This is a genomic window from uncultured Serinicoccus sp. (genome assembly GCF_947487915.1).
Classification (GTDB): Bacteria; Actinomycetota; Actinomycetes; order Actinomycetales; family Dermatophilaceae; genus Ornithinicoccus.
This window is the reverse complement of sequence record NZ_CANKYH010000006.1, coordinates 163,609-185,060: the sequence shown is the minus strand read 5'-3', so window position 1 is coordinate 185,060 and position 21,452 is coordinate 163,609. Positions and strand designations below refer to the sequence as shown.

Here is a 21,452-nt window from a genome sequence, read left to right as displayed (position 1 = left end):
GCGGGGGGAGGCTCAGCCCAGCCGGACGACCACGGTCTTGGTGTGCGTGAAGCCGGCCAGCGCCTCGATCCCCTTCTCCCGGCCGTAGCCGGAGGCCTTGACCCCGCCGAACGGCAGCTCGACGCCGCCGCCGGCACCGAAGGTGTTGACGAAGACCTGACCGGCCTCGAGCGCCCCCGCCAGGCGGTGCGCCCGCGACAGGTCCCGGGTCCACAGCGCGGCGATCAGCCCGTATGCCGTGCCGTTGGCGAGTGCGAGGGCCTGGGCCTCGTCCTCGAAGGGCAGGGTCACGAGCACCGGCCCGAAGACCTCCTCCTGGGCGATCGGATCCCTCGGGTCGACCCCGTCGATGAGCGTGGGCAGCCAGAACGCCCCGTCGGCGAGGGTGCCGTCGCGCGGCGGGGCCGTGCCGCCCACGACGACGTCCCCGCTGGAGGCGCCCTCGACGTAGCCGCGCACCCGCTCCTGCTGGCGCAGGGAGACGAGGGGCCCGAGGTCGGGGTCGTCCAGCCCGGAGCCGAGGGTGGTCGCCCGGAAGCGGTCCGCGACCGCGGCGACCAGCTCGGCGCGGACGTCCTCGTGCACGACGAGCCGGGACCCGGCGGAGCAGGTCTGGCCGGCGTTCTGCAGGATGCTGCGGGTGATGGCCTCGGCGGCGGCGTCGAGGTCCGCGTCCGGGAAGACGACGTGCGCGGACTTGCCGCCCAGCTCCAGCACCGCAGGGACTACCCGCTCCGCGGCGGCGTGCGCCACCTGCCGCCCGGTCTGCGTGGAGCCCACGAAGCCGAGGTGGGCCACCTGGGGGTGGGCGGTCAGGGCAGCGCCCGCCTCGGCGCCCAGACCCGGCACGACGTTGACCACGCCCGCCGGGAGCCCCGCCTCCATCGCGAGGGCGGCCAGCGCCACCGCCGTCCTGGGGGTCTCATCGGCCGGCTTGAGCACGACGGCGTTGCCGGTGGCGGTGGCCGCGGCGATGGAGCGGGACGCGAGCTGGAGCGGGTAGTTCCAGGCCACGATGCTGCCGACGACGCCGTAGGGCTCGCGCCGGGTGTAGACGTGGGTGTCCGGGCCGAGCGGGATCGTGTCGCCGTAGGCCGCCTCGACGACACGCCCGTAGTAGCGGAAGTAGCGGGCGGCGACCGTGGCGTCGGCGCGGGCCTGGGACAGCGGCTTGCCGGTGTCCTGGGACTCGGTGCGGGCCAGCTGCTCGCGGTCCCGGTCGACGAGGGCGGCCAGGCGGGTCAGGACGTCGGCCCGCTGCTCGGTGGGGGTCGCCGCCCACGCGGGCTGCGCCTGCGCCGCCGCCCGGACGGCCTGGTCCACCTCGGCGGCGCCCCCGCGGGCGACCTGCCCGAGGACCGAGCCGTCGGCCGGGTCCACGTTGTCGTAGGTGTCACCGACCGCGAGGGAGGAGCCGGCGACGAGGGGGAGGGTGAGCTCGGGCATACCCCCACGGTAGATCGCCGCGGGGCGATCCCGTCCGCTGGTGCGCGACTGCAGCGGATATGTCGCCCGCCGGGGCGATTCCGTCCGCTGGTGCGCGACTGCAGCGAATATGTCGCCCACCGGGGCGATTCCGCGACATACCCGTGCAGTCGCGCCCTTCCGGTCCGGAGGGAGGCGCGAAGCACCACCCACCGGCTGCGAGAGGAATCCCGCCGGTCAGCGCAGGGCGAGCGTCGGGCGGGGCGAGGGCAGGGTGCGGCCGACGACCGTGCCGACCCCGGGCGGGAGCTCGCCCACGAGCAGCAGCCCGCCGCTGGTCTGCGCGTCGGCGAGCAGGAGCAGGTCGTCCTCGGTCACGCCGTTTCCCACCTGCAGGTGCGGCCGCACCCACTCCAGGTTGCGCCGGCTGCCGCCGGGCAGGTAGCCCGCGGCGAGGCTCTCGCGGGCGCCCGAGATGGTCGGGACGGCGGCGACCTCGAGCTCGGCACCGACGCCAGAGGCGCGGCACAGCTTCCACAGGTGGCCGAGCAGGCCGAAGCCGGTGACGTCGGTCCCGGCCCGGACGCCGGCGGCCACCGCGGCCTCGGAGGCCGCCTGGTTGAGGGCGGTCATGGTCGCGACCGCCTCGGCGTGCACCTCCCCGGTGCGGCCGTGCCGGTTGTTGAGGATGCCGGTGCCCAGGGGCTTGGTGAGGGTGATCGGCAGGCCAGGTCGCGCCGCGTCGTTGCTGATGAGCGCGTCGATGCGCGCGGTGCCGGTGACGGCCAGGCCGTAGGTCGGCTCGGGAGCGGTGATGGAGTGGCCCCCGGCGAGCGGGCACCCTGCCTCCGTGGCGACCGCCGCGCCGCCGCGGAGCACCTCACGGGCCACCTCGTCGTCGAGCCCGGCCGGCCAGCCGAGCAGGTTGATCGCGAGGATCGGCCTGCCACCCATGGCGTAGATGTCGGACAGCGCGTTGGCGGCCGCGATGCGCCCCCAGTCGAAGGGGTCGTCCACGACCGGGGTGAAGAAGTCGGCGGTGGAGAGCACCGCGAGGCCCGAGGCTTCGTCGAGGCGCACGGCGGCGGCGTCGTCACCGTGCTCCAGCCCGACGAGCAGGGTGCCGGGTGCGCCGACCGCGTCCCGCCGGGCCTCGCCGCACCCCAGGCCGGCGACCATCCGTTCCAGGCGCTCGGCCGGGATCTTGCAGGCGCACCCACCCCCGGCAGCGAGGGTGGTCAGACGTGGTCGAGCGGTGGGGCTGCCTGTCATAGGAGGCAGCGTAGGCGCCGGTTCAGCGGGCAGGGCGGCACCGCAGGCAGGTCGCCCGGGGGCAGGGCGGCGAAGAGGGGCTCACGTCGTTCGGGGTATGGGGCAGGCCGGCGGAGGGGGACTGCGGACGGACCGTGGCAGCGGTGGTGCCCTGGTCAGGGGCGGCGGTCATCCGGACGCGGTGACCGTGCGCAGACCGTCGGCCCCACGATGCGTCCGGCCGCGGGCGTCGAGGTGCTCGAGGAGCGGGATGAGCACCCGCCGGCTGGTCCCGAGCCTCTCCCGGGCCTGGGCGGCGGTGAACGGCTGCGGCAGGTCGCGCAGCAGCCCGACGGCCAGTGTCGGCGCGGTCGAGCCCAGGAGGACGTCACCCGGCAGACGGAGCACGGACTGGGACCGCGCGGCGGCCGCGATCTCGCGCACGCCCAGGCCCAGGGCGGCCAGCTCCGGGCGGGACGGCGCGTCGAGGGGGTCCTCCGCCAGCCGCTGGAGCAGGGCGTCGAGGCCGGAGGAGACCTGCGGCGCGGCGGAGCCGTGCCGCACGAGGCGACCACCCTCGACCCGCAGGCCCGACCCCGAGGCGACGGCGCGCAGCGTGGCGAGATCCGGCATACCGACCCGGCGGCGCAGCTCCGTCAGTGCGGCCTCCTCCTCCACCCACGGCGTGAGCGGATCGGCGTCGGCGCGCCGCGCGAGCAGATCGGCCAGCCCCAGCTGCCAGGCGCTCGCGGTGGCCCGGGACACCGCGCGGCCCGCGATCGTCGTGGTGGCACCGGCCGCCGCCGTGAGCGCGGACGCCCGGGCCCGCGCGGCCCCGGTGCGCCGCAGCGGAGGGGTGATCGCGTCGAGGACGAGGGCGCCGACGAGGGAGCCCTCGCGGCCGGGGTCGCGCAGGATGAGGCGGTCCCCGGGGGCGAGCGGCACCGGCGTCTGCCAGGAGACCCGCGCGTGCCGGCCCGCCAGCAGACGGAGCCGGGCGGAGACCGCAGCCGTCCCGACGTGGGCGGTGACCTCTGCAGGCAGCTCGTCGTCGTCCAGGAGCACGTCAGCCGTGACGGTCGGCCACCACGAGTGGTCGGGGGAGAGCAATGTCTGGCCGCGCCCCACGTCCTCGACGTCCACCCCACGCAGGTTGAGCGCGACCCGCGCGGGGCCGGCCGCCGCCTCGACCGCGCGATCCATGCTGTGCACGCCTCGCACGACCACGTCGCGCTCCCGTCCGCCCAGGGTGGTGAGGGCCAGGTGGTCGCCCGGGCGCACGGTGCCCGCGGCCAGGGTTCCGGTGACCACGGTGCCGGCACCGCGCACCGTGAAGCTGCGGTCGACCCACAGGCGCACCGGGGAGTCTGCGGGGGGTCGCGGCATCCGCCGGGCGAGGGCCGCGAGCTCCTCCCGCAGCCCCTCCAGGCCGGTCCCGGTCCGGGCCGAGACCGTGACGGCCGGTATGCCGTCCAGGCTGGTGCCGCGCAGGCGTGACCGTGACTCGGCGAGGGTCGGGTCAGGGTCGGCGAGGTCGCTGCGGGTGACGGCGAGGACGCCGTGCTCCAAGCGCAGTGCGTGGGCGGCGCGCAGGTGCTCGGTCGACTGGGCGCTCCACCCGCCGTCGGCCGCGACGACGAGGAGCACCCCCGCCGCCGGCCCGATGCCGGAGAGCATGTTGCCGATGAAGCGCCGGTGGCCGGGGACGTCGACGAAGGCGACCGTGCCGGCCCCGGGCAGGGTGGTCCAGGCATACCCGAGATCGATGGTCAGACCGCGACGACGCTCGGCCTCCCAGCGGTCCGGCTCGATCCCGGTGAGCGCGCGGACCAGGGCCGACTTGCCGTGGTCGACGTGGCCGGCGGTGGCGATGACGCTCATGGCGCCGGGTGCCCACCCGTCGGTGGCACGTGGCCCGCGTCCTTGACCCCGACGTCACCGGCCCGTCCGGCTGCGGCGAGGACCGCACCGGCCAGCACGTCGTCCTGTGCGGGCGGCACACAGCGCGGGTCCACCAGGCAGCGCCCGTCGTGCACCCGCGCCAGCACGGCGGGGTCACCGAGGCGCAACGGGGCGGCCAGGCCTTCGGGCAGGGCGATCGCCCACCCGGGCAGCGGCACCTCGGGTGCGCCACCGCCCCCCACCCGGCCGTCGTGCTCGACGACCTCGCAGGGCAGGCCGTGGTCGACCAGCGCGCGGTGGAGCGCGTCCGCCCGCGCCCGCAGCTCGTGGGCGGACGCCCGGCGCGCCACCGTCACCGGCGCTGCCGCAGGGTCACGCAGCGTGGCCTCCAGCGCGGCGAGGGTGAGCTTGTCGACACGCAGCGCCCGGGCCATCGGGTGACGACGCAGGCGCGCGACGAGGTCGACGTCGCCGAGGATGAGGCCGGCCTGCGGGCCACCGAGGAGCTTGTCGGCGCTCGCGGTCACCAGTCCGGCGCCGTCGCGCAGCGTGGTGCGGGCGTCCGGCTCGCCGGTGAGCATCGGGTCCGACTCCAGCAGGCCGCTGCCGGTGTCGACGACGAGGGGGAGCCCGGCACGGTGGGCGACCATTGCCAGGTCGGCGACGGGCACGCTCGCGGTGAAGCCGGCCACCCGGAAGTTGCTGGGGTGGACCTTGAGCAGGGCCGCGATCGAGCTCCGTGCCGTCCCGGTGGTCCCGTCTCCAGATCCCTGCGCCAGAGCGTGCTCGTAGTCGGCCAGGTGGGTGCGGTTGGTGGTGCCGACCTCCCGCAGGCGGGCACCGCCGGACTCGATGAGGTCGGGCAGCCGGAAGCCGTCGCCGATCTCGACGAGCTCCCCGCGGCTGACGAGCACCTGGCGCCCGGCGGCGAGCGCGGTCGTGGCGAGCAGGAGGCCGGCGGCACCGTTGTTGACGACGAGGGCGTCCTCCGCCTCGGGCACGGCCCGCAGCAGGGCGTCGACCACGGACCCGCCCCGGCGCCCGCGACGACCGGTGGCGAGGTCGAGCTCGACGTCGGCATACCCCGACGCGTCGGCCAGGGCGGCCCGCGCCGCCTCGCTGAGCGGGGCTCGCCCCAGGTTGGTGTGCACGACCACCCCGGTCGCGTTGAGGACCGGCCGGGGGCCGGGGGACCCGGCGAGCCCGGCGAGCCGGGTCGCGACCACGGTCACCACCTCCGCGGCCGGGAGCGCCCCCTGGCGGGCCTGCCGCTGGACCTCCCGCACGACCTCCAGCGCGCGGGGACGGCCGAGCCGGCTGGCGTGGTGGCTGACCGAGGGATCGGTCAGCAGCGCGTCCACGGGGGGTATGCCGCGGCGCGGGTCGGGGGACCCTGCCGCGGCGCCTGGAGTCGTCCTCACCCGGTTGATTGTGACCCCTCGACCCGGGTCAGTCCTCGAGGGTCCGCCGCAGGTGGCGGTACCACTCGCTCTGGAAGCGGTCGTCGGGGTCGTGGCGGTGCTTCTCGGCGAGGAAGGCCGGAAGGGTGGGGTGGGCGGCGAGCAGCTGGGACCGGCTCGCCCACCTGTGGTAGGTGAGGTAGAAGGAGCCGCCGCGCTCCAGTGCCCGGTCGATGATCCGGCGGAAGTCGGCGGCGGCCTTGTTGATGCCGGCGAGGTCGTGCTCCACGTGCAGGTTGAAGATGACGCACGCCCGCGCGCCCTGCGCCCAGGGCAGGAAGCTCTCGTCGTCCGGCTCGATCACCCGGACGGTGCCGTAGATGCACTCGACGTCGTGGGCGCGGAAGTCCTCCTGACAGGCGCGCATGAAGGAGATGAGCTCCCCGCGGGGGACGTAGACCTCCGTGATCATCTCGCTGGCTGCCGGGCCGCCGAGGGCGTCGTGGTACCCGTCCACGTAGACACCCATCTGGTGCAGGTCGGAGCGGTAGACCTGCCCGTCGGTGCTGAGGTAGTGCGCGGAGTAGAGGTCGAAGGCACGGGCCTTGTCGGTGTGGGCCAGGGAGAGGAGCTGCTGCCACCGCTCGGCGGTGAGCTCCACGGGGTCCGCGGTCGGGACGACGTCGTCCGGCACCGGCACGTAGGACGCCAGCACGCCACGGTCGAGGAAGCCGGTGGCCTGCGGATCGGTGACGAACTGGAAGTCGCCGTAGGTGGCACCCGCGCGCAGGCGGTCCTCGAACGAGCGCTCCACCTCGCGCAGGTCCAGGATCTCGACGTTGCGGCGCAGGTGGTGGCGGGGGACGAGCCGCAGGGTGACCTCGGTGATGACTCCGAAGAGGCCATAGCCGCCGATGGCCAGGGCGAACAGCTCGGCCTCCTCGGTCCGTGAGCAGTGGTGTATCTCGCCCTCGGCGCCGACCAGGACGAAGGACTCCACGTCGTCGATGAAGGGCCTGAACCGCAACCCACGCCCGTGCACGTTGGCCGCCAGCGCCCCGCCCAGGCTGAGCCGGTCGGCACCGGTCTGCTTCTGCCGGAAGGTCAGGGGGCGTGAGGACCCGGAGGAGGCCTGCTCCAGCTCACGGACGAGGCCCGGCCACTGGATGCCGGCGCCCACCGACAGCAGCGCCCGCTCGGGGTCGAAGGCACGGACGGCGGTGAGGTCGGACAGGTCGAGCTGGACGGCGTCCTCCCCGAACTGCTGACCACCCATGGCGTGCCGGCCGCCGCAGATCGAGACCGACGCGCCCTGGGCGGCCGCGGAGCGCACCGCGGCGACGACGTCGGCGGTGGACGTCGGGGCGTGAACCGTCCGGACCCGGGTGGTGTTGAGCCGCGAGTGCAGGTCGTTGAGGATCACTCGGTCGTCCGGGTCAGGCACAGCGCCTCTCCTTGCGCCAGCGCCCCGTCGATCCCTCGCGGGTCGAGGTAGCGGGCCCGGAGCTGGGTCGCCGTGACGATCTCCTGGGGCTCCAGGCCGAGCGGGGCGAGGAACTCGGGCACGACCCCGAGCGCCAACCCCCAGGTGAAGGGCTCGCGCCGGCTGGCGAGCCAGGCGGAGACCGCCGCTCGGGCCTGGTGGAAGCGGACGTGGCCCCGTGCGTCCGGGTGCATGAACGTCCAGACCAGCTGGGAGCCCGGGGCCATCCGCGCGCAGCCCTGCAGGGTCTCCTCGACCGCCTGCTCGGTGAGGTACATCGTCACGCCCTCCAGGACGACGAAGGTCGGCAGCGCCGGGTCGATCCCCTCCGCCTCCGCCCACGGGCTACGGCCCAGGTCGAGGGGGACCAGGACCAGGTTGGCGGGGACATCGCCGCCCATCGCGTCCCGCTTGAGCGCCGATGTCGCCGGGTGGTCCAGCTCCACGCACCGGATGTCGGGCATGTCGCGGGCTATCCGGGTGGCGAGGGTGTCCAGGCCGGCCCCGATGACCAGCAGCTGCCCACCGGCCCCGGCGAGAAAGGCTCGTGCCGCGTCCTCGATGTAGCGCTTGCGCGCGGCGTAGTGACGCTGGATGCCCGGCAGCACCAGGCGTTCGAACCCGAGGACCAAGCCCCGGGCGCCCGGTCGGGACAGCGCCCGGATGAGCCGGAGCGCCAGGGGTGCCGTCCGCGTGAGCAGACTCTCGGACAGCGCGGCGGCCTCAGGGGGTAGCAGGTCGCGGTCGCGAGGCTGGTGGGAGAGGAAGACGGTGCTGAGAGCGATGAGGCGCGCGGTGGAACTGGCGCGGTGCGGCTGCACGATCCCCCCTCGCGGCGTCGCTGGTGCCCGCGAGGGTAGCACCGCTAGAGGCGGAGGCGGACAGGAATCGAACCTGCCAACGACGACGAGTCGCCGTTCCACGGGTTTGAAACCCGGGGGGCCCACCAGGAACCCTGACACCTCCCTCGCAGGAGTGTTGCCTGCGCCTCCTCCCGAAGGAGGGGAGCGCCCCCGGCAGGATTCGAACCTGCGCACCCGCCTCCGGAGGGCGGTGCTCTATCCCCTGAGCTACGGGGGCAACAGCGAACAACTCTAGCAGCGTCGCAGGGGTGGCTGAAATCCCCGTGCTGAGGCGGTGGGCGGCGGCCCTAGACTGCAGCGGGTGACCCCCGAACAGCTCGCTGCAGCGATCCATGCCGTGCTCACCGAGGCCGTGGAGGCCGGTGACCTGCCCCTGGCGCAGGGTGACCTGCCGGCCGTCGAGGCGCTGCGCGTGGAGCGGCCGCGCAGCCGCGAGCACGGCGACTGGGCGAGCAACGTCGCGATGCAGCTGGCCAAGCGGGCGGGTATGCCGCCGCGCCAGGTCGCCGAGGTCGTCGCCGCCGGGCTGGGCGCCGTCGAGGGGGTCGCCGGGGTCGAGGTCGCCGGACCGGGCTTCCTCAACATCACCCTGGACGCCGCGAGCGCGGGCGCGCTGGCCCGGGACATCGTCGAGGCCGGCGCCGTCTACGGCCACAACGACACCATGTCCGGGCGCACCATCAACCTCGAGTTCGTGTCGGCCAACCCGACCGGGCCGCTGCACATCGGGCACACGCGATGGGCCGCCCTCGGTGACGCGCTGCACCGGCTGCTTGCGGCCAGCGGCGCGGCCGTCACCGCCGAGCACTACACCAACGACGCGGGCGCGCAGACGGTGCGGCTGGCGTCCTCGGTCCTGGCCCGTGCCCGCGGCGAGGAGGTGCCGGAGGGCGGCTACGCCGGGGACTACGTCGACGCGCTCGCCGAGCAGGTGCAGCGGGCCCGTCCGGACCTGTTGTCGCTGCCCGAGCAGGAGGCGCTCGAGGTGTGCCGGGAGACCGGCATGGCGCTGCAGGTCGCGGCCAACCAGCAGACGCTGACCGCCTTCCACGTGACCTTCGACGTGTGGTTCAGCGAGAAGAGCCTGCACGACGCGGGTGCCGTCGAGCAGGCCGTGGACCGGCTGCGGGAGCAGGGCCACGTCTTCGACGCCGACGGCGCGGTGTGGCTGCGCACCACCGACTTCGGCGACGACAAGGACCGTGTCCTCATCCGGGCCAACGGCGAGCCGACCTACTTCGCCGCCGACTGCGCCTACTACCTGTCCAAGAAGGACCGCGGGTTCACCGAGAAGGTCTACATGCTCGGGGCCGACCACCACGGCTACGTCGGGCGGCTCAAGGCCATCGCCGCCTGCGCGGGCGACGACCCGGAGACCAACATCGAGGTCCTCATCGGCCAGCTCATCAACATCAGCGGGGAGCGGATGGGCCGGCGCCGCGGCAACGCGGTCTACCTCTCGGACCTGCTGGAGTGGATCGGGGCCGACCCCATCCGCTACAGCCTGGGCCGCTTCCCCGCGGACACCCCGCTCGACCTGGACGGGGAGGAGCTGCGCCGGCGGTCCAACGACAACCCGGTCTTCTACGTGCAGTACGCCCACGCCCGCACCTGCAACGTCGCCCGGCTCGCCGGCGAGGACGGGGTGCGCCGCGAGGACGGCTTCGCCCCCGGTCTGCTGGACCACCACACCGAGTCGGTCCTCCTCGCGGCCCTCGGTGACTTCCCCCGGGTCGTCGCCCAGTCCGCCCAGCTGCGTGAGCCGCACCGGGTGGCGCGCTACCTGGAGGACCTGTCGAGCCACTTCCACAAGTGGTACGACGAGTGCCGGGTCCGGCCGATGAGCGCCGAGGAGGAGATCACCGACCTGCACCGCTCCCGCCTGTGGCTCAACGACGCCACCCGCCAGGTGCTGGCCAACGGCCTGACGCTGCTCGGCGTCAGCGCGCCCGAGCGCATGTGACCGAGGGCGCCGGGCACCTCCGTGCCGGCGCCGGACCGCCCCGCCCCCGACCCCTGGAGCCGCCCGTGCCCTCTCCCGCCCCCTCCTCCGTCCTGCGCGTCGCCCTGCTCGGTGGCGGCACCGTCGGCGCCGCTGTCGCCCGTCACCTGCTGCAGCACGACGACCGGTATGCCGCGACGCTGGGTCGGCGCCCCGAGCTCACCGGGGTCGCGGTCCGCGACGCCACCAGGGTGCGCGACGGCATACCGGCGCACCTGCTCACCACCGACGCCGCCGCGCTCGCCGCGGACCCGGACGCCGAGGTGGTCGTCGAGGTCATGGGCGGGATCGAGCCGGCCGGGTCGCTCGTCGAGGCCGCGCTGCGGCGGGGTGCGCAGGTGGTCACGGCCAACAAGCAGCTCGTGGCGCGCCGGGGCGAGGGCCTGCACGCGCTCGCCCGCGAGCACGGGGGAGGGCTGCACTACGAGGCCGCGGTCATGGCTGCGGTGCCGGTCCTGGCGGTCGTGCGCGAGTCGCTGGCCGGCGACGAGATCACGGCGATCCGGGGGATCGTCAACGGCTCCACCAACTACGTGCTCGACCTGGTGGCCCGCGAGGGCGTGCCCTTCGCCGACGCCGTCCGGCAGGCCGGTGAGCTGGGCTACCTCGAGGCGGACCCCACCGAGGACCTCGAGGGTCTGGACGCCGCCGCCAAGGTCGCCATCCTGGCCCGGACGGCCTGGGGGGTGCCGGTGCCCCTGGAGGAGGTCGGGACGACGGGAATCTCGGGACTGACCGACGCCGACTTCGCGGCCGCCGCCGGTCGGGGCGAGGTGCTCAAGCTCGTGGCGGACGCGAGGAGGGACGCCGACGGCCGGGTTCGGGCCTGGGTCGCTCCCACCGCGCTCCCCGCCGTCGACCCGCTGGCGCAGGCCCGCGGCGGGACCAACGTCGTGGAGGTCGAGGCCGTGCTGGCGGGGACCGTGCGGCTCACCGGCGCGGGTGCCGGCGGCGACCAGACCGCCTCGGCCGTGCTGGGGGACCTGGTCCGGGCGTCCCGGGCGACGCGGGTGGGGTGAGGGCCTCGCGGCGGGTATGGTCCGGGCCCGCCCCCGTGTTATCGTGAGGGCGCCTCGTGACACGGCCGGACACATCGGTGAACGGCTCCGAGGCACTCCACGCACGGGCCGTCGGCTTCGCGACGTGTCCTGATACTGAGGCCGCTGCACCGGTCGTCCCCGTGCCGAGTCCGACAGCGGTGCCACCTTCCGTGCACCGCGACACCCTAGGCCCCGAACCGGTTGCGACCGAGGGGGAAGGAATCCCACGTGACTGAGATCACCGACGCCGGCGCGACCCGCACGGGCGCGCTGAGCACCCTTCGTCTGGCCGAGCTCCAGGAGCTCGCGTCGGGCATGGGTATCACCGTGAACAACAAGATGCGCAAGGCCGACCTGGTCTCCGCCATCCGGGATCAGCGCGGGGGCGCTGCCAGCACCAACGGCTCCGCCGGTCGTCAGGACGCCATCGAGGCCGCCCTGGACCGCGCGCAGGCCGAGCGCGAGGAGACCACCGGCACCGCCGGGGGCTCGCGCACACGGCGCAGCCGCCGCGGCGGCTCCAGCGCCGGCGCGCCCCGCAGCGAGCAGGACCGGCAGGCCGACCAGCAGGAGCGCGCCCAGGGCGACCCGGTGGGCGGGGGCTCCGCGCCGAACGGCGAGGACCGCCGTGAGGGCGCTCAGCGCAGCCAGGACGACCGCCAGGGTCAGCAGGGCCGTGAGGGCGGCCCGGACGAGCGCCGCCAGGACGACCGCCGCCAGGACGAGCGTCGCCAGGACGAGCGTCGTGAGGGCGGCCAGCGCAACCAGGACGACCGCCAGGGGCAGCAGGCCCGCGACGGCCGGCAGGACGACCGCCGCCAGCCCGACCGGGGCGATCAGCAGGGCCGGGACGGCGACGGCGACTGGGGCGACGACGAGGGAGGCCGGCGCGGACGTCGGCGCAGCCGCAACCGCAACCGCGACCGCAAGCGGGGCCGTGGTGCCCAGCCCGCGTCGGGAGGCCAGCAGCAGCAGGACTCCCCCGAGAGCTACTCCGAGGAGGACGTGCTCGTCCCCGTCGGCGGTGTCGTGGACCTGCTCGACAACTACGCCTTCATCCGGACCACCGGGTACCTCCCCGGCCCGACCGACGTCTACGTCCCGATGGGCCTGGTCAAGAAGCACGGCCTGCGCAAGGGCGACGCGGTCACGGGTGCCATCAAGGCCCCGCAGGACGGCAGCGACGTCGGGCAGCACACCGTGTCCTCGACCGGCAACAAGCGGGACAAGGGCAAGTTCAGCGCCCTCGTGCGGCTGGACAGCATCAACGGTCAGGAGCCCGACCAGGGCCGCCGTCGGCCGGACTTCTCCAGCCTCACCCCGCTCTACCCGCAGCAGCGGCTGCGGCTGGAGACCGAGCAGAAGAACCTCACCACCCGGGTCATCGACCTGGTGACGCCGATCGGCAAGGGCCAGCGCGGTCTCATCGTCAGCCCGCCCAAGGCGGGCAAGACGATGGTCATGCAGTCCATCGCCAACGCCATCACCACCAACAACCCCGAGGTGCACCTGATGATCGTCCTGGTGGACGAGCGTCCGGAGGAGGTCACCGACTTCCAGCGCAACGTCAAGGGCGAGGTCATCTCCTCGACCTTCGACCGCCCGGCGAGCGACCACACGATGGTGGCCGAGCTGGCGATCGAGCGGGCCAAGCGCCTCGTCGAGCTGGGCCAGGACGTGGTGGTGCTGCTCGACGGCATCACCCGCCTGGGCCGCGCCTACAACCTGGCGGCCCCGGCCTCGGGCCGGATCCTGTCCGGTGGTGTCGACTCCGCCGCGCTCTACCCGCCGAAGAAGTTCTTCGGTGCCGCGCGCAACATCGAGGAGGGCGGCTCGCTGACGATCCTCGCGACGGCGCTGGTGGAGACCGGCTCCAAGATGGACGAGGTCATCTTCGAGGAGTTCAAGGGCACCGGCAACATGGAGCTCAAGCTCTCCCGTCACCTGGCCGACCGCCGGACCTTCCCGGCCGTCGACGTCAACGCCTCGAGCACCCGGCGCGAGGAGATCCTCATGTCGTCGGAGGAGCTCAAGATCATGTGGAAGCTGCGCCGTGTGCTGTCCGCCCTCGACCAGCAGCAGGGAATCGAGCTGCTCCTCGACCGGTTGAAGAAGACGAAGCACAACTACGAGTTCCTCACCCAGGTCCAGCAGACCAGCTCGGTCCGGCTGGACGACGACGACTGAGCGGTGCACGGCACCGACCCCGGTCGCGTAGACTGATCCGCTGGCCCACCGGTTCACGACCGCGCTCCCGCGCGGTCGACCCGGGGACACCACGCCACCCAAGGAGAGACATGCAGAAGGACATCCACCCGGAGTACGTCGAGACCCAGGTCACCTGCACCTGCGGTGCGTCGTTCACCACCCGCAGCACCGCGACGTCGGGCCGCATCAGCGCCGACGTCTGCTCCCAGTGCCACCCCTTCTACACCGGCAAGCAGAAGATCCTGGACACCGGTGGGCGCGTCGCCCGCTTCCAGGAGCGCTACGGCAAGAAGGCCGCCAACTAGCAGCCACGTCCCGCCGGCCCCGCGAGAGCTCGCGGGGCCGGCGTTCGTCGTCCCGGCCCCGGCTCGTCCCTAGGAGGACACGGTGTTCGACTCCGCCCGGCCGCTGCTCGAGGAGCACGCCGACCTCGAGCGCCGGCTCGCCGACCCCGCGGTGCACGGCGACCCGGGGGCGCTGCGCCGCCTCAACACCCGGTATGCCGCTCTCACGGCGACGGTCACGGCATACCGGGCCTGGGAGGCCGCGAGGGGGGACCTGGAGGCCGCGCGCGAGCTCGCCGCGGAGGACGAGGGCTTCGCCCAGGAGCTCCCCGCCCTCGAGGCCGCCGAGCAGGACGCCGCCGAACGGCTGCGCCGCCAGCTGGTGCCCCGAGACCCCGACGACGACCGTGACGTCATCCTCGAGGTCAAGGCCGGTGAGGGGGGAGAGGAGTCCGCCCTGTTCGCCGGTGACCTCCTGCGGATGTACCTCCGCTACGCCGAGCGCCGCGGGTGGCGCACCGAGCTGCTGGACGCCACCCCGTCCGACCTCGGGGGCTACAAGGAGGCCCGCGTCTCGGTGACGGCCACAGGCTCGCCGGCGCCGGGCGAGGCGCCGTGGGCGCGGCTGAAGTACGAGGGCGGCGTCCACCGCGTGCAGCGCGTCCCCGTGACCGAGAGCCAGGGGCGGGTGCATACCTCCGCCGCCGGGGTGCTGGTCATGCCGGACCTCGAGGACCCCGCGGAGGTCGAGCTGGACCCGAACGACCTCAAGGTCGACGTGTTCCGTTCCTCGGGGCCGGGGGGCCAGTCGGTGAACACCACCGACTCGGCCGTGCGCATCACCCACTTGCCGACCGGCCTGGTCGTCTCCTGCCAGAACGAGAAGAGCCAGCTCCAGAACAAGGAGTCCGCGCTGCGCGTGCTGCGTGCCCGTCTGCACCAGATCGCGGTCGAGGAGGCGGAGCAGGCGGCGAGCGCGGCCCGGCGCAGCCAGATCCGCACGGTGGACCGCAGCGAGCGGATCCGCACCTACAACTTCGGTGAGAACCGCATCGCCGACCACCGCACCGGCTTCAAGGCCTACAACCTGGACCAGGTCCTGGACGGCGACCTCGACCCGGTGGTGCGGTCCGCGGTCGAGGCCGACGAGGCCGCCCGGTTGGCGGCGGCGGGGGAGCAGTGACGCCGGACCCGCGCGCCGTGGCGGCCCCGGGGCGTCAGCGTCAGGACGACACGCAGCCAGCACGCCAGCGGTCCTCGGCCCCCGAGGTGAGGTCGGCGACGAGCGGGACGGCGTCGTGAGCGTCGACGAGCTCGTCCGCGCCGCCACCGGCCGGCTCCAAGAGGCGGGGGTTGCCAGCCCGGAGGTCGACGCCGAGCTGCTGCTGGCCCACGCGATGGGGCTGGACGGTCCGCAGCTGCGCCGGGCCCGGGTGATGCGCGAGCAGGTGCCCCCGGAGGCCCACGGCGCGTTCCTGGAGCTCGTGGTGCGCCGCGCTGACCGGGTGCCGCTGCAGCACCTCACGGGGACCGCCTGGTTCTCCGGCCTCGAGCTGCTCGTGGGGCCCGGGGTGTTCGTGCCTCGCCCGGAGACCGAGACGCTCGTCCACCTGGCACTGGCGGCTCTGGAGCCGTTGCAGAGCCCCTCCGTGGTGGACCTGTGCACGGGAAGCGGGGCGGTCGCGCTGGCGCTCGCGCACCGGCGCCCGGACGCCCGGGTCGGTGCCGTCGAGCTGGCGCCGGACGCGCACCGCTACGCCCAGGCCAATCTGGGGCGCACCGGGCTCGCGGTCGACCTGCGCCTCGGCCCGGCCCAGGAGTCCTTCGAGGACCGGCTCGGCCGGGTGGACGTCGTGGTGAGCAACCCTCCGTACATCCCTCCCGACGCCGTGCCGGTGGACGTCGAGGTCCGGGACCACGATCCCGAGGTCGCGCTCTACGGCGGTGGGGCGGACGGGCTGCTGCTGCCGGGCCTGCTCGCCGCGCGGGCGATGGCCCTGCTGCGCCCGGGCGGGGTGCTCCTCATGGAGCACGCCGACGTGCAGTCCGGGTCGGCCGTCGAGCTGCTGACCCACGCCGGGTGGACGTCCGTCACCGACCACGACGACCTCGCCGGTCGCCCGCGGGTCGTCGTCGCCACCCGTCCCTGACGGCTGCGGACACGGACGAGCCCCGGAGCCAGCGGCTCCGGGGCTCGGTTGGGCCGTCGGTCGGCGCCCCTCGGGGCACCGACGCTCAGGGGTCGGGGGTGATCAGAAGATGAAGATCAGCAGGGCGATGATGAGCAGAACGCCCACGATGGTCCAGATCAGGCCGCTACCACGCATACGGGTCACTCTCCTTGTGTCGAGGCGGGCGCGCGGGTGCGCCCGCCGTGGGCAACACCTCACCCAACTGGTTCCGCCGGCGTCGTGCAAGTCGAAGCGCCGCGGGCCTGACGTGGGAAGATGATCCTCGTCCACACCGAGCACCCCGACGGAGGCCCCATGTCCGGCACCGCGCCGCTGCAGGACCGCCTGCTCGACTGCGTCGACGAGCAGCAGCGGGAGGACGCCCTCGCGCGTGCGGCGGCGGTCGTGCGCGAGGGCAAGGTGGTCGTCCTGCCGACCGACACGGTCTACGGTGTCGGCGCCGACGCCTTCGACGTCGTCGCGGTGGCGATGGTGCTCGCGGCCAAGCACCGCGGCCGGGAGATGCCTCCACCGGTCCTCGTGCCCAACCCGCGCACGGTCGACGGGCTGGCGACCGACGTGCCGATGTACGCCCGCATCCTCATGCGGCACTTCTGGCCCGGGCCGCTCACCCTCGTGCTGCGGGCGCAGCCGTCGCTGCAGTGGGACCTGGGCGAGACCAACGGGACCGTGGCGCTGCGCATGCCCGACGACGAGCTCGCCCTGGAGCTGCTCGCCGAGGTCGGGCCCCTGGCGGTGACCAGCGCCAACGTCACCGGTCAGCCCGCCGCCACCACGGCGCAGGAGGCCCTGGACCAGCTCGGTGGCGCGGTCGCGGCCTACCTCGACGGCGGTCCGCGCACCGGAGGGCAGCCCTCGACGATCCTGGACTGCACGGGGGAGGAGCCCGTCGTCCTGCGGCTGGGCGCGCTGGGCTCCGAGGAGATCCGCGGGGTGCTGGGCACCACGGTCCTGCACGACTCCCCGGAGGCGGCGGTCGCCGCGACGAGCACGAGCACCCCCGACCAGGCGGACGAGCCGGGTCCTGCGGACCCGGGGGACGGGGAGCGGGCGAGCCTGGTCGGCTCGGTCACCCCGAGCGGGGTGCGGGTGCCGGCCGAGGCCGTGCGCACGGTCGCCGCGCCGCGGGCCGACGAGAGCGCAGCCACCCCATAGAGTGGGCCGCATGACGACGCGCGTGACCCCGGACTCCTACTACGGCCCGTCCTTCGGCGCCCTGCTCGAGCAGGACCCGCAGGTGGCCGAGCTCCTCGTCTCCGAGCTGGACCGGCAGCGGGCCGGCATCCAGCTCATCGCCAGCGAGAACCAGACGAGCCCGGCGGTGCTCGCCGCCCTGGGGAGCACGCTGTCGAACAAGTATGCCGAGGGCTACCCCGACGCCCGCTACTACGGCGGCTGCGCCGAGGTGGACAAGGTCGAGAAGCTGGCGATCGAGCGGGCCAAGCAGCTCTTCGGGGCCGACCACGCCAACGTCCAGGCCCACTCCGGGGCCAGCGCCAACCAGGCCGTCTACGGCGCCTTCGCCTCGCCCGGCGACACCATCCTCGCCATGTCGCTGGACCACGGCGGGCACCTCACCCACGGCTTCAAGGTGAGCTTCTCCGGCAAGTGGTTCAACGCCGTCCACTACGGCGTGGCCGCCGACACCGAGCACATCGACTACGACCAGGTCGAGGCGCTCGCCAAGGAGCACCGGCCCAAGATCATCCTGGCCGGCGGCTCGGCCATCCCCCGCCTCATCGACTTCGCGCGCTTCCGGGCGATCGCCGACGAGGTCGGCGCGATCTTCTGGGTGGACGCCGCGCACTTCATCGGGCTGGTGGCCGGTCAGGCCATCCCCTCTCCGGTGCCGCACGCCGACGTCGTCTCCTTCACGACCCACAAGGTGCTCCGCGGGCCCCGCGGGGGAGCCATCGTCTGCACGGAGGAGCACGCCAAGAAGATCGACCGTGCGGTCTTCCCGATGATGCAGGGCGGGCCGCTCATGCACGGCGTCGCGGCCAAGGCCGTCAACTTCGCCGAGTGCATGACCCCGGCCTACCAGGACTACGCCCAGCGGGTGCTGACCAACGCCTCCGCGCTCGCGGGAGCACTCGACGAACGGGGCATCCGGCCGGTCACCGGCGGCACCGACACGCACCTGTCGCTGCACGACCTGCGCGGCGTGGGGGTGACCGGGGTGGACGCCGAGGCGCGCTGCGACGCCGCCGGGATCGTCCTCAACAAGAACGCCATCCCCTTCGACCCGGAGAAGCCCAACGTCGCCTCCGGGATCCGGGTGGGCAGCCCCTCGGTCACGACGCAGGGGATGGGGCCCGAGCAGATGGCGGTCGTCGCCGACCTCATCCACCGGGCGGTCACCGAGACCGACGGCAGCCCGGACCACCCGGTCGCCCGGGAGGTCCGCGAGGCCGCCGGCGAGCTGCTCACCGCCTACCCCGCCTACCCCGCCTATCCCGAGCCCGCGGCCGGCTGACGGACCGCGGGCCGGGCCGACGGCATACCTCGACGAGGCCGACCGCCGGGAGGGGTGAGACAGACCAGTGCGCGAGTTCCTCATGGTGCTGCTGACCGCGGCGGTCGTCACCTACCTCGCGACCCCCCTGGTCCGCCGGATGGCGCTGCGGGTGGGCGCCATCACGGCGGTGCGGGACCGCGACGTGCACTCCGTGCCGATCCCGCGGCTGGGCGGGGTGGCCATGCTCGCGGGCTTCGCCGCGGCGGTCGTGCTCGGCTCGCAGCTGCCCTACCACGGCCAGCTCTTCGACGCCACGCCCCGACTCTTCGGCGTGCTGGCCGCGGCCGTCCTCATCACCGCGCTCGGCGCCGTCGACGACGTCCGCGAGCTGGACTGGATGACCAAGCTGGCCGGCCAGATCCTGGCCGGCGGGATCATGGCGTTCTACGGCGTCCGGCTGCTCTCGCTGCCCATCCTCGGGGTCACCTACCTGCCCGAGCCGGTCATGGTGACCCTCACCATCCTCGTCGTCGTCATCTCGACCAACGCGGTCAACTTCATCGACGGGCTGGACGGTCTGGCCGCCGGGGTGGTCCTCATCGCCGCCGGGGCGTTCTTCAGCTGGACCTACCTGGTCAGCCGCAGCTTCGACCCACCCAACGTCTTCTCCGAGGCGACGTTCATCAGCGCCGCCATCGTCGGGGTGTGCCTGGGCTTCCTCCCGCACAACTTTCACCCGGCGCGGTTGTTCATGGGCGACGCGGGGGCCCTGCTGCTGGGGCTGCTCCTCGCCGCCGCGACCATCTCCATGACCGGGTCGGTGGACCCGAGCTCCTCGGTGGCCAGCGCCTCCGCGGTCACCGCCATCCTGCTGCCGGTCGTCATCCCCCTGGCCATCCTCGCGCTGCCGTTCCTGGACATGGTGCTGGCCATCCTGCGCCGCACGCGGGCGGGGCAGCTGCCGTGGAAGCCTGACCGCGGGCACCTGCACCACCGGCTGCTCGACATCGGTCACAGCCACCGCCGGGCCGTCGTCCTGCTCTACCTGTGGTCGCTGCTCATCGCCGCCGGGAGCGTGTCCTTCGCCTACCTCCCCGCCTGGGTCTCCCTCACCGGCATCGCCGGGCTGCTGGCCCTGGCCGTGGTGCTGACCCTGCGGGCGGCGCCTGACCTCGCGGGCGGACGGCGGTAGCGTGGTGAGCCTGATGAGCGGCGACGGCCCGGGCGCGGGTGTGCGGATTGGGCTGGACCGCCACGCTTGTGATAGTTTTCACAAGCGCCCCGACCCTCCTCCCCCGTCCGGAGCCTCGACGCCATGACCTCCACCGTGACCCCTGCGACCGCCCGCCCGGCGGCGCGCACGATGATGCTCGGTGCCCTCGTGGCGGGCGTCCCGGTGGCCGTGCTGGTGCCCCTGCTGACGTGGGCTGCGACCGGCGGCTGGGGTGCGGTCTCCGCCCTCGTCGGCAGTGCGCTGTCGCTGGTGGTGTTCGCCCTGGGGGTCCTCGGCATCCGCGGTGTCCTGGCCGGCCCGACGGCGACCACGATGGCCGGGGCGTTCGGGGTCTTCGTGCTGCAGATGGCGGCGTTGGGAGCGGTCATCTGGGCCCTGGGCCAGACGACCTGGCTGCAGATCGTGCCGCTGGTCGTCGCCTTCGTGCTCGTGGGCCTGGTCTTCCAGGCCGGGCTGGTCGTCGGCTACCTGCGGTCGCGGTCCACGCTGACCCTGCCGACCGCGGGAGGTGGGGCATGAGAGTGCCGTCCCCGCACGGCGGGCACGAGCCGGAGGTCGAGGGCATGAGCGCCCAGACCGACATCGCCAACGGTGCACTCGCCTACCTCCTCGCAGGGCCGGCCGGGTTCGGGCTGGTCGGGTTCGCCCTGGACCACTGGTGGGGGACCGTCGCGGCCCTCCCGGTCGGCGTGGTCCTCGGGATGGTGGCGTCCATGTACGTCATCTGGCTCAGGTACGGTAGGTCATGACCTCGGAGCCGGGTCCCGTCCCTGTCTGCCCAGGGGCTTCGATGTCCGACAATGACTGTGTGGAGGAGAACGCGTGAACGCGACCATGACGGCCGCTGGCCTCGTCCTGCCGACGGCCGGTGGGGAGAGCCACTTCCCCCCCACCCCCGGCGACTTCTGGCAGCCGCTCTTCGCGATCCCCGGGACCGAGTACTACTTCACCCGTCCCATGCTGCTCATGGCCATCGCGACAGGACTGCTCATGGTGGGGCTGTTCGTCACGACCCGCCGGGCCGCGATCGTCCCGGGCAAGGGGCAGTGGCTGACCGAGCAGGTCTACAACTTCGCCCGCAACGGCATCGCCCGCGACATGATCGGCAGCAAGGACTTCATGCCCTTCGTGCCGTTCCTGTTCTCGCTGTTCGTGTTCATCCTGCTCAACAACGTCTTCGGGATCATCCCGCCGTTCCAGAACCCCACGATGGCGCGGATCGGCTTCCCGATCGGCCTCACCCTCATCGTCTACGTCGTCTACCACTGGGTGGGGCTGCGCAAGGCTGGCGGTCTGGGCTCCTACATCGGGGGCATGCTCCCGGCCGGGCTGCCGGGGTGGATCAAGCCGTTCATCCTCTTCCTCGAGCTCATCACCTTCTTCATCACCCGGCCGCTCACGCTGGCGCTGCGACTCTTCGGCAACATGTTCGCCGGTCACATGCTCCTCGTGGTCTTCATCGTCGGCGGCTGGTACCTCTTCAAGACCTTCGAGCCCGGCCTCATGCTGGTGGCCCTGCCCGCCTGGATCCTGGGTGCCCTGCTCACGGTCTTCGAGGCGCTGATCCAGTTCCTGCAGGCCTACGTCTTCACCCTCCTCGCCGCGTCCTACATCGGCGGGGCCCTGGCGGACGAGCACTGACCTGCCCCGTTCCACCCCCGACCACAACTGAATACGCACTAGAAGCCTCCGGCGCCCGACGGGTGCCGG

At 73.7% G+C, this 21,452-nt stretch carries 18 protein-coding genes and 2 tRNA genes; 12 read left to right on the top strand and 8 right to left on the bottom strand.

Going from position 1 to position 21,452, the window contains the following annotated elements:
* Positions 1-12 precede the first annotated feature (12 nt).
* The 8 genes from Q0795_RS09465 to Q0795_RS09430 form a co-directional block, all read right to left on the bottom strand.
* Complete coding sequence (locus Q0795_RS09465; RefSeq protein ID WP_298889119.1) at positions 13-1,446, bottom strand: aldehyde dehydrogenase family protein; 1,434 nt, start codon at positions 1,444-1,446, stop codon at positions 13-15.
* Positions 1,447-1,662: 216 nt separating this feature from the next.
* Positions 1,663-2,697 (bottom strand): selenide, water dikinase SelD, encoded by a 1,035-nt coding sequence (gene selD, locus Q0795_RS09460; RefSeq protein WP_298889117.1) that lies wholly within the window; start codon positions 2,695-2,697, stop codon positions 1,663-1,665.
* A 168-nt stretch (positions 2,698-2,865) separates the two neighbouring features.
* Positions 2,866-4,557 (bottom strand): selenocysteine-specific translation elongation factor, encoded by a 1,692-nt coding sequence (selB, locus tag Q0795_RS09455; protein WP_298889115.1) that lies wholly within the window; start codon positions 4,555-4,557, stop codon positions 2,866-2,868.
* The gene (gene selA / locus Q0795_RS09450) at positions 4,554-5,999 is read right to left on the bottom strand and encodes an L-seryl-tRNA(Sec) selenium transferase (RefSeq protein WP_298889113.1); all 1,446 of its coding nucleotides are present in this window, start codon (positions 5,997-5,999) and stop codon (positions 4,554-4,556) included. The genes selB and selA overlap by 4 nt, the downstream gene beginning before the upstream one ends.
* Positions 6,000-6,027: 28 nt before the next feature.
* A complete protein-coding gene (locus Q0795_RS09445; RefSeq protein WP_298889111.1) occupies positions 6,028-7,422 on the bottom strand; it encodes an FAD-binding oxidoreductase in 1,395 nt (464 codons plus the stop codon).
* Positions 7,398-8,282 (bottom strand): class I SAM-dependent methyltransferase, encoded by an 885-nt coding sequence (locus Q0795_RS09440; RefSeq protein WP_298889109.1) that lies wholly within the window; start codon positions 8,280-8,282, stop codon positions 7,398-7,400. The genes Q0795_RS09445 and Q0795_RS09440 overlap by 25 nt, the downstream gene beginning before the upstream one ends.
* A gap of 51 nt (positions 8,283-8,333) precedes the next feature.
* Positions 8,334-8,427 (bottom strand) — tRNA-Sec (locus Q0795_RS09435).
* A 42-nt stretch (positions 8,428-8,469) separates the two neighbouring features.
* Positions 8,470-8,541: transfer RNA gene (locus tag Q0795_RS09430), tRNA-Arg, on the bottom strand.
* An 84-nt stretch (positions 8,542-8,625) separates the two neighbouring features.
* Between Q0795_RS09430 and argS the strand changes: the two genes are divergently transcribed.
* The 12 genes from argS (at position 8,626) to atpB (ending at position 21,383) form a co-directional block, all read left to right on the top strand.
* Positions 8,626-10,287 carry an arginine--tRNA ligase gene (argS, locus tag Q0795_RS09425; RefSeq protein ID WP_298889107.1) on the top strand — a complete coding sequence of 554 codons (1,662 nt, stop codon included), beginning with the start codon at positions 8,626-8,628 and terminating at the stop codon, positions 10,285-10,287.
* Positions 10,288-10,352: 65 nt separating this feature from the next.
* Complete coding sequence (locus Q0795_RS09420) at positions 10,353-11,345, top strand: homoserine dehydrogenase (RefSeq protein WP_298889104.1); 993 nt, start codon at positions 10,353-10,355, stop codon at positions 11,343-11,345.
* Positions 11,346-11,594: 249 nt separating this feature from the next.
* Positions 11,595-13,553: a transcription termination factor Rho gene (rho, locus tag Q0795_RS09415; RefSeq protein ID WP_298889102.1), complete on the top strand. Its 1,959-nt coding sequence runs from the start codon at positions 11,595-11,597 to the stop codon at positions 13,551-13,553.
* Between the two features lie 110 nt (positions 13,554-13,663).
* Positions 13,664-13,879 (top strand): 50S ribosomal protein L31, encoded by a 216-nt coding sequence (gene rpmE / locus Q0795_RS09410; protein ID WP_058890808.1) that lies wholly within the window; start codon positions 13,664-13,666, stop codon positions 13,877-13,879.
* Between the two features lie 82 nt (positions 13,880-13,961).
* Positions 13,962-15,041: a peptide chain release factor 1 gene (prfA, locus tag Q0795_RS09405; protein ID WP_298889100.1), complete on the top strand. Its 1,080-nt coding sequence runs from the start codon at positions 13,962-13,964 to the stop codon at positions 15,039-15,041.
* A gap of 115 nt (positions 15,042-15,156) precedes the next feature.
* Positions 15,157-16,008, top strand: a complete 852-nt coding sequence (gene prmC, locus Q0795_RS09400; protein WP_298889098.1) for a peptide chain release factor N(5)-glutamine methyltransferase — start codon at positions 15,157-15,159, stop codon at positions 16,006-16,008.
* A 297-nt stretch (positions 16,009-16,305) separates the two neighbouring features.
* On the top strand, positions 16,306-17,205 hold the full coding sequence (locus Q0795_RS09395) for an L-threonylcarbamoyladenylate synthase (protein ID WP_298889096.1): 900 nt from the start codon (positions 16,306-16,308) through the stop codon (positions 17,203-17,205).
* Between the two features lie 10 nt (positions 17,206-17,215).
* Positions 17,216-18,526 (top strand): serine hydroxymethyltransferase, encoded by a 1,311-nt coding sequence (gene glyA / locus Q0795_RS09390; protein ID WP_298889094.1) that lies wholly within the window; start codon positions 17,216-17,218, stop codon positions 18,524-18,526.
* A 67-nt stretch (positions 18,527-18,593) separates the two neighbouring features.
* Positions 18,594-19,700: a glycosyltransferase family 4 protein gene (locus Q0795_RS09385; RefSeq protein WP_298889092.1), complete on the top strand. Its 1,107-nt coding sequence runs from the start codon at positions 18,594-18,596 to the stop codon at positions 19,698-19,700.
* Between the two features lie 123 nt (positions 19,701-19,823).
* Positions 19,824-20,261 carry a hypothetical protein gene (locus Q0795_RS09380; protein WP_298889091.1) on the top strand — a complete coding sequence of 146 codons (438 nt, stop codon included), beginning with the start codon at positions 19,824-19,826 and terminating at the stop codon, positions 20,259-20,261.
* Entirely contained in the window at positions 20,258-20,491 is a 234-nt protein-coding gene (locus Q0795_RS09375; RefSeq protein ID WP_298889089.1) for a hypothetical protein, read from the top strand. Before Q0795_RS09380 ends, Q0795_RS09375 begins: the two co-directional genes overlap by 4 nt.
* Positions 20,492-20,564: 73 nt before the next feature.
* Positions 20,565-21,383 carry a F0F1 ATP synthase subunit A gene (gene atpB / locus Q0795_RS09370; protein WP_366942463.1) on the top strand — a complete coding sequence of 273 codons (819 nt, stop codon included), beginning with the start codon at positions 20,565-20,567 and terminating at the stop codon, positions 21,381-21,383.
* Positions 21,384-21,452 lie beyond the last annotated feature (69 nt).

Coding starts and splice junctions, on each gene's coding strand:
- Q0795_RS09465 (WP_298889119.1), bottom strand. CDS start 1,446: ATGCCCGAGCTCACCCTCCCCCTCGTCGCCGGCTCCTCCCTCGCGGTC.
- selD (WP_298889117.1), bottom strand. CDS start 2,697: ATGACAGGCAGCCCCACCGCTCGACCACGTCTGACCACCCTCGCTGCC.
- selB (WP_298889115.1), bottom strand. CDS start 4,557: ATGAGCGTCATCGCCACCGCCGGCCACGTCGACCACGGCAAGTCGGCC.
- rpmE (WP_058890808.1), top strand. CDS start 13,664: ATGCAGAAGGACATCCACCCGGAGTACGTCGAGACCCAGGTCACCTGC.
- Q0795_RS09395 (WP_298889096.1), top strand. CDS start 16,306: ATGATCCTCGTCCACACCGAGCACCCCGACGGAGGCCCCATGTCCGGC.
- glyA (WP_298889094.1), top strand. CDS start 17,216: ATGACGACGCGCGTGACCCCGGACTCCTACTACGGCCCGTCCTTCGGC.
- Q0795_RS09380 (WP_298889091.1), top strand. CDS start 19,824: ATGACCTCCACCGTGACCCCTGCGACCGCCCGCCCGGCGGCGCGCACG.
- Q0795_RS09375 (WP_298889089.1), top strand. CDS start 20,258: ATGAGAGTGCCGTCCCCGCACGGCGGGCACGAGCCGGAGGTCGAGGGC.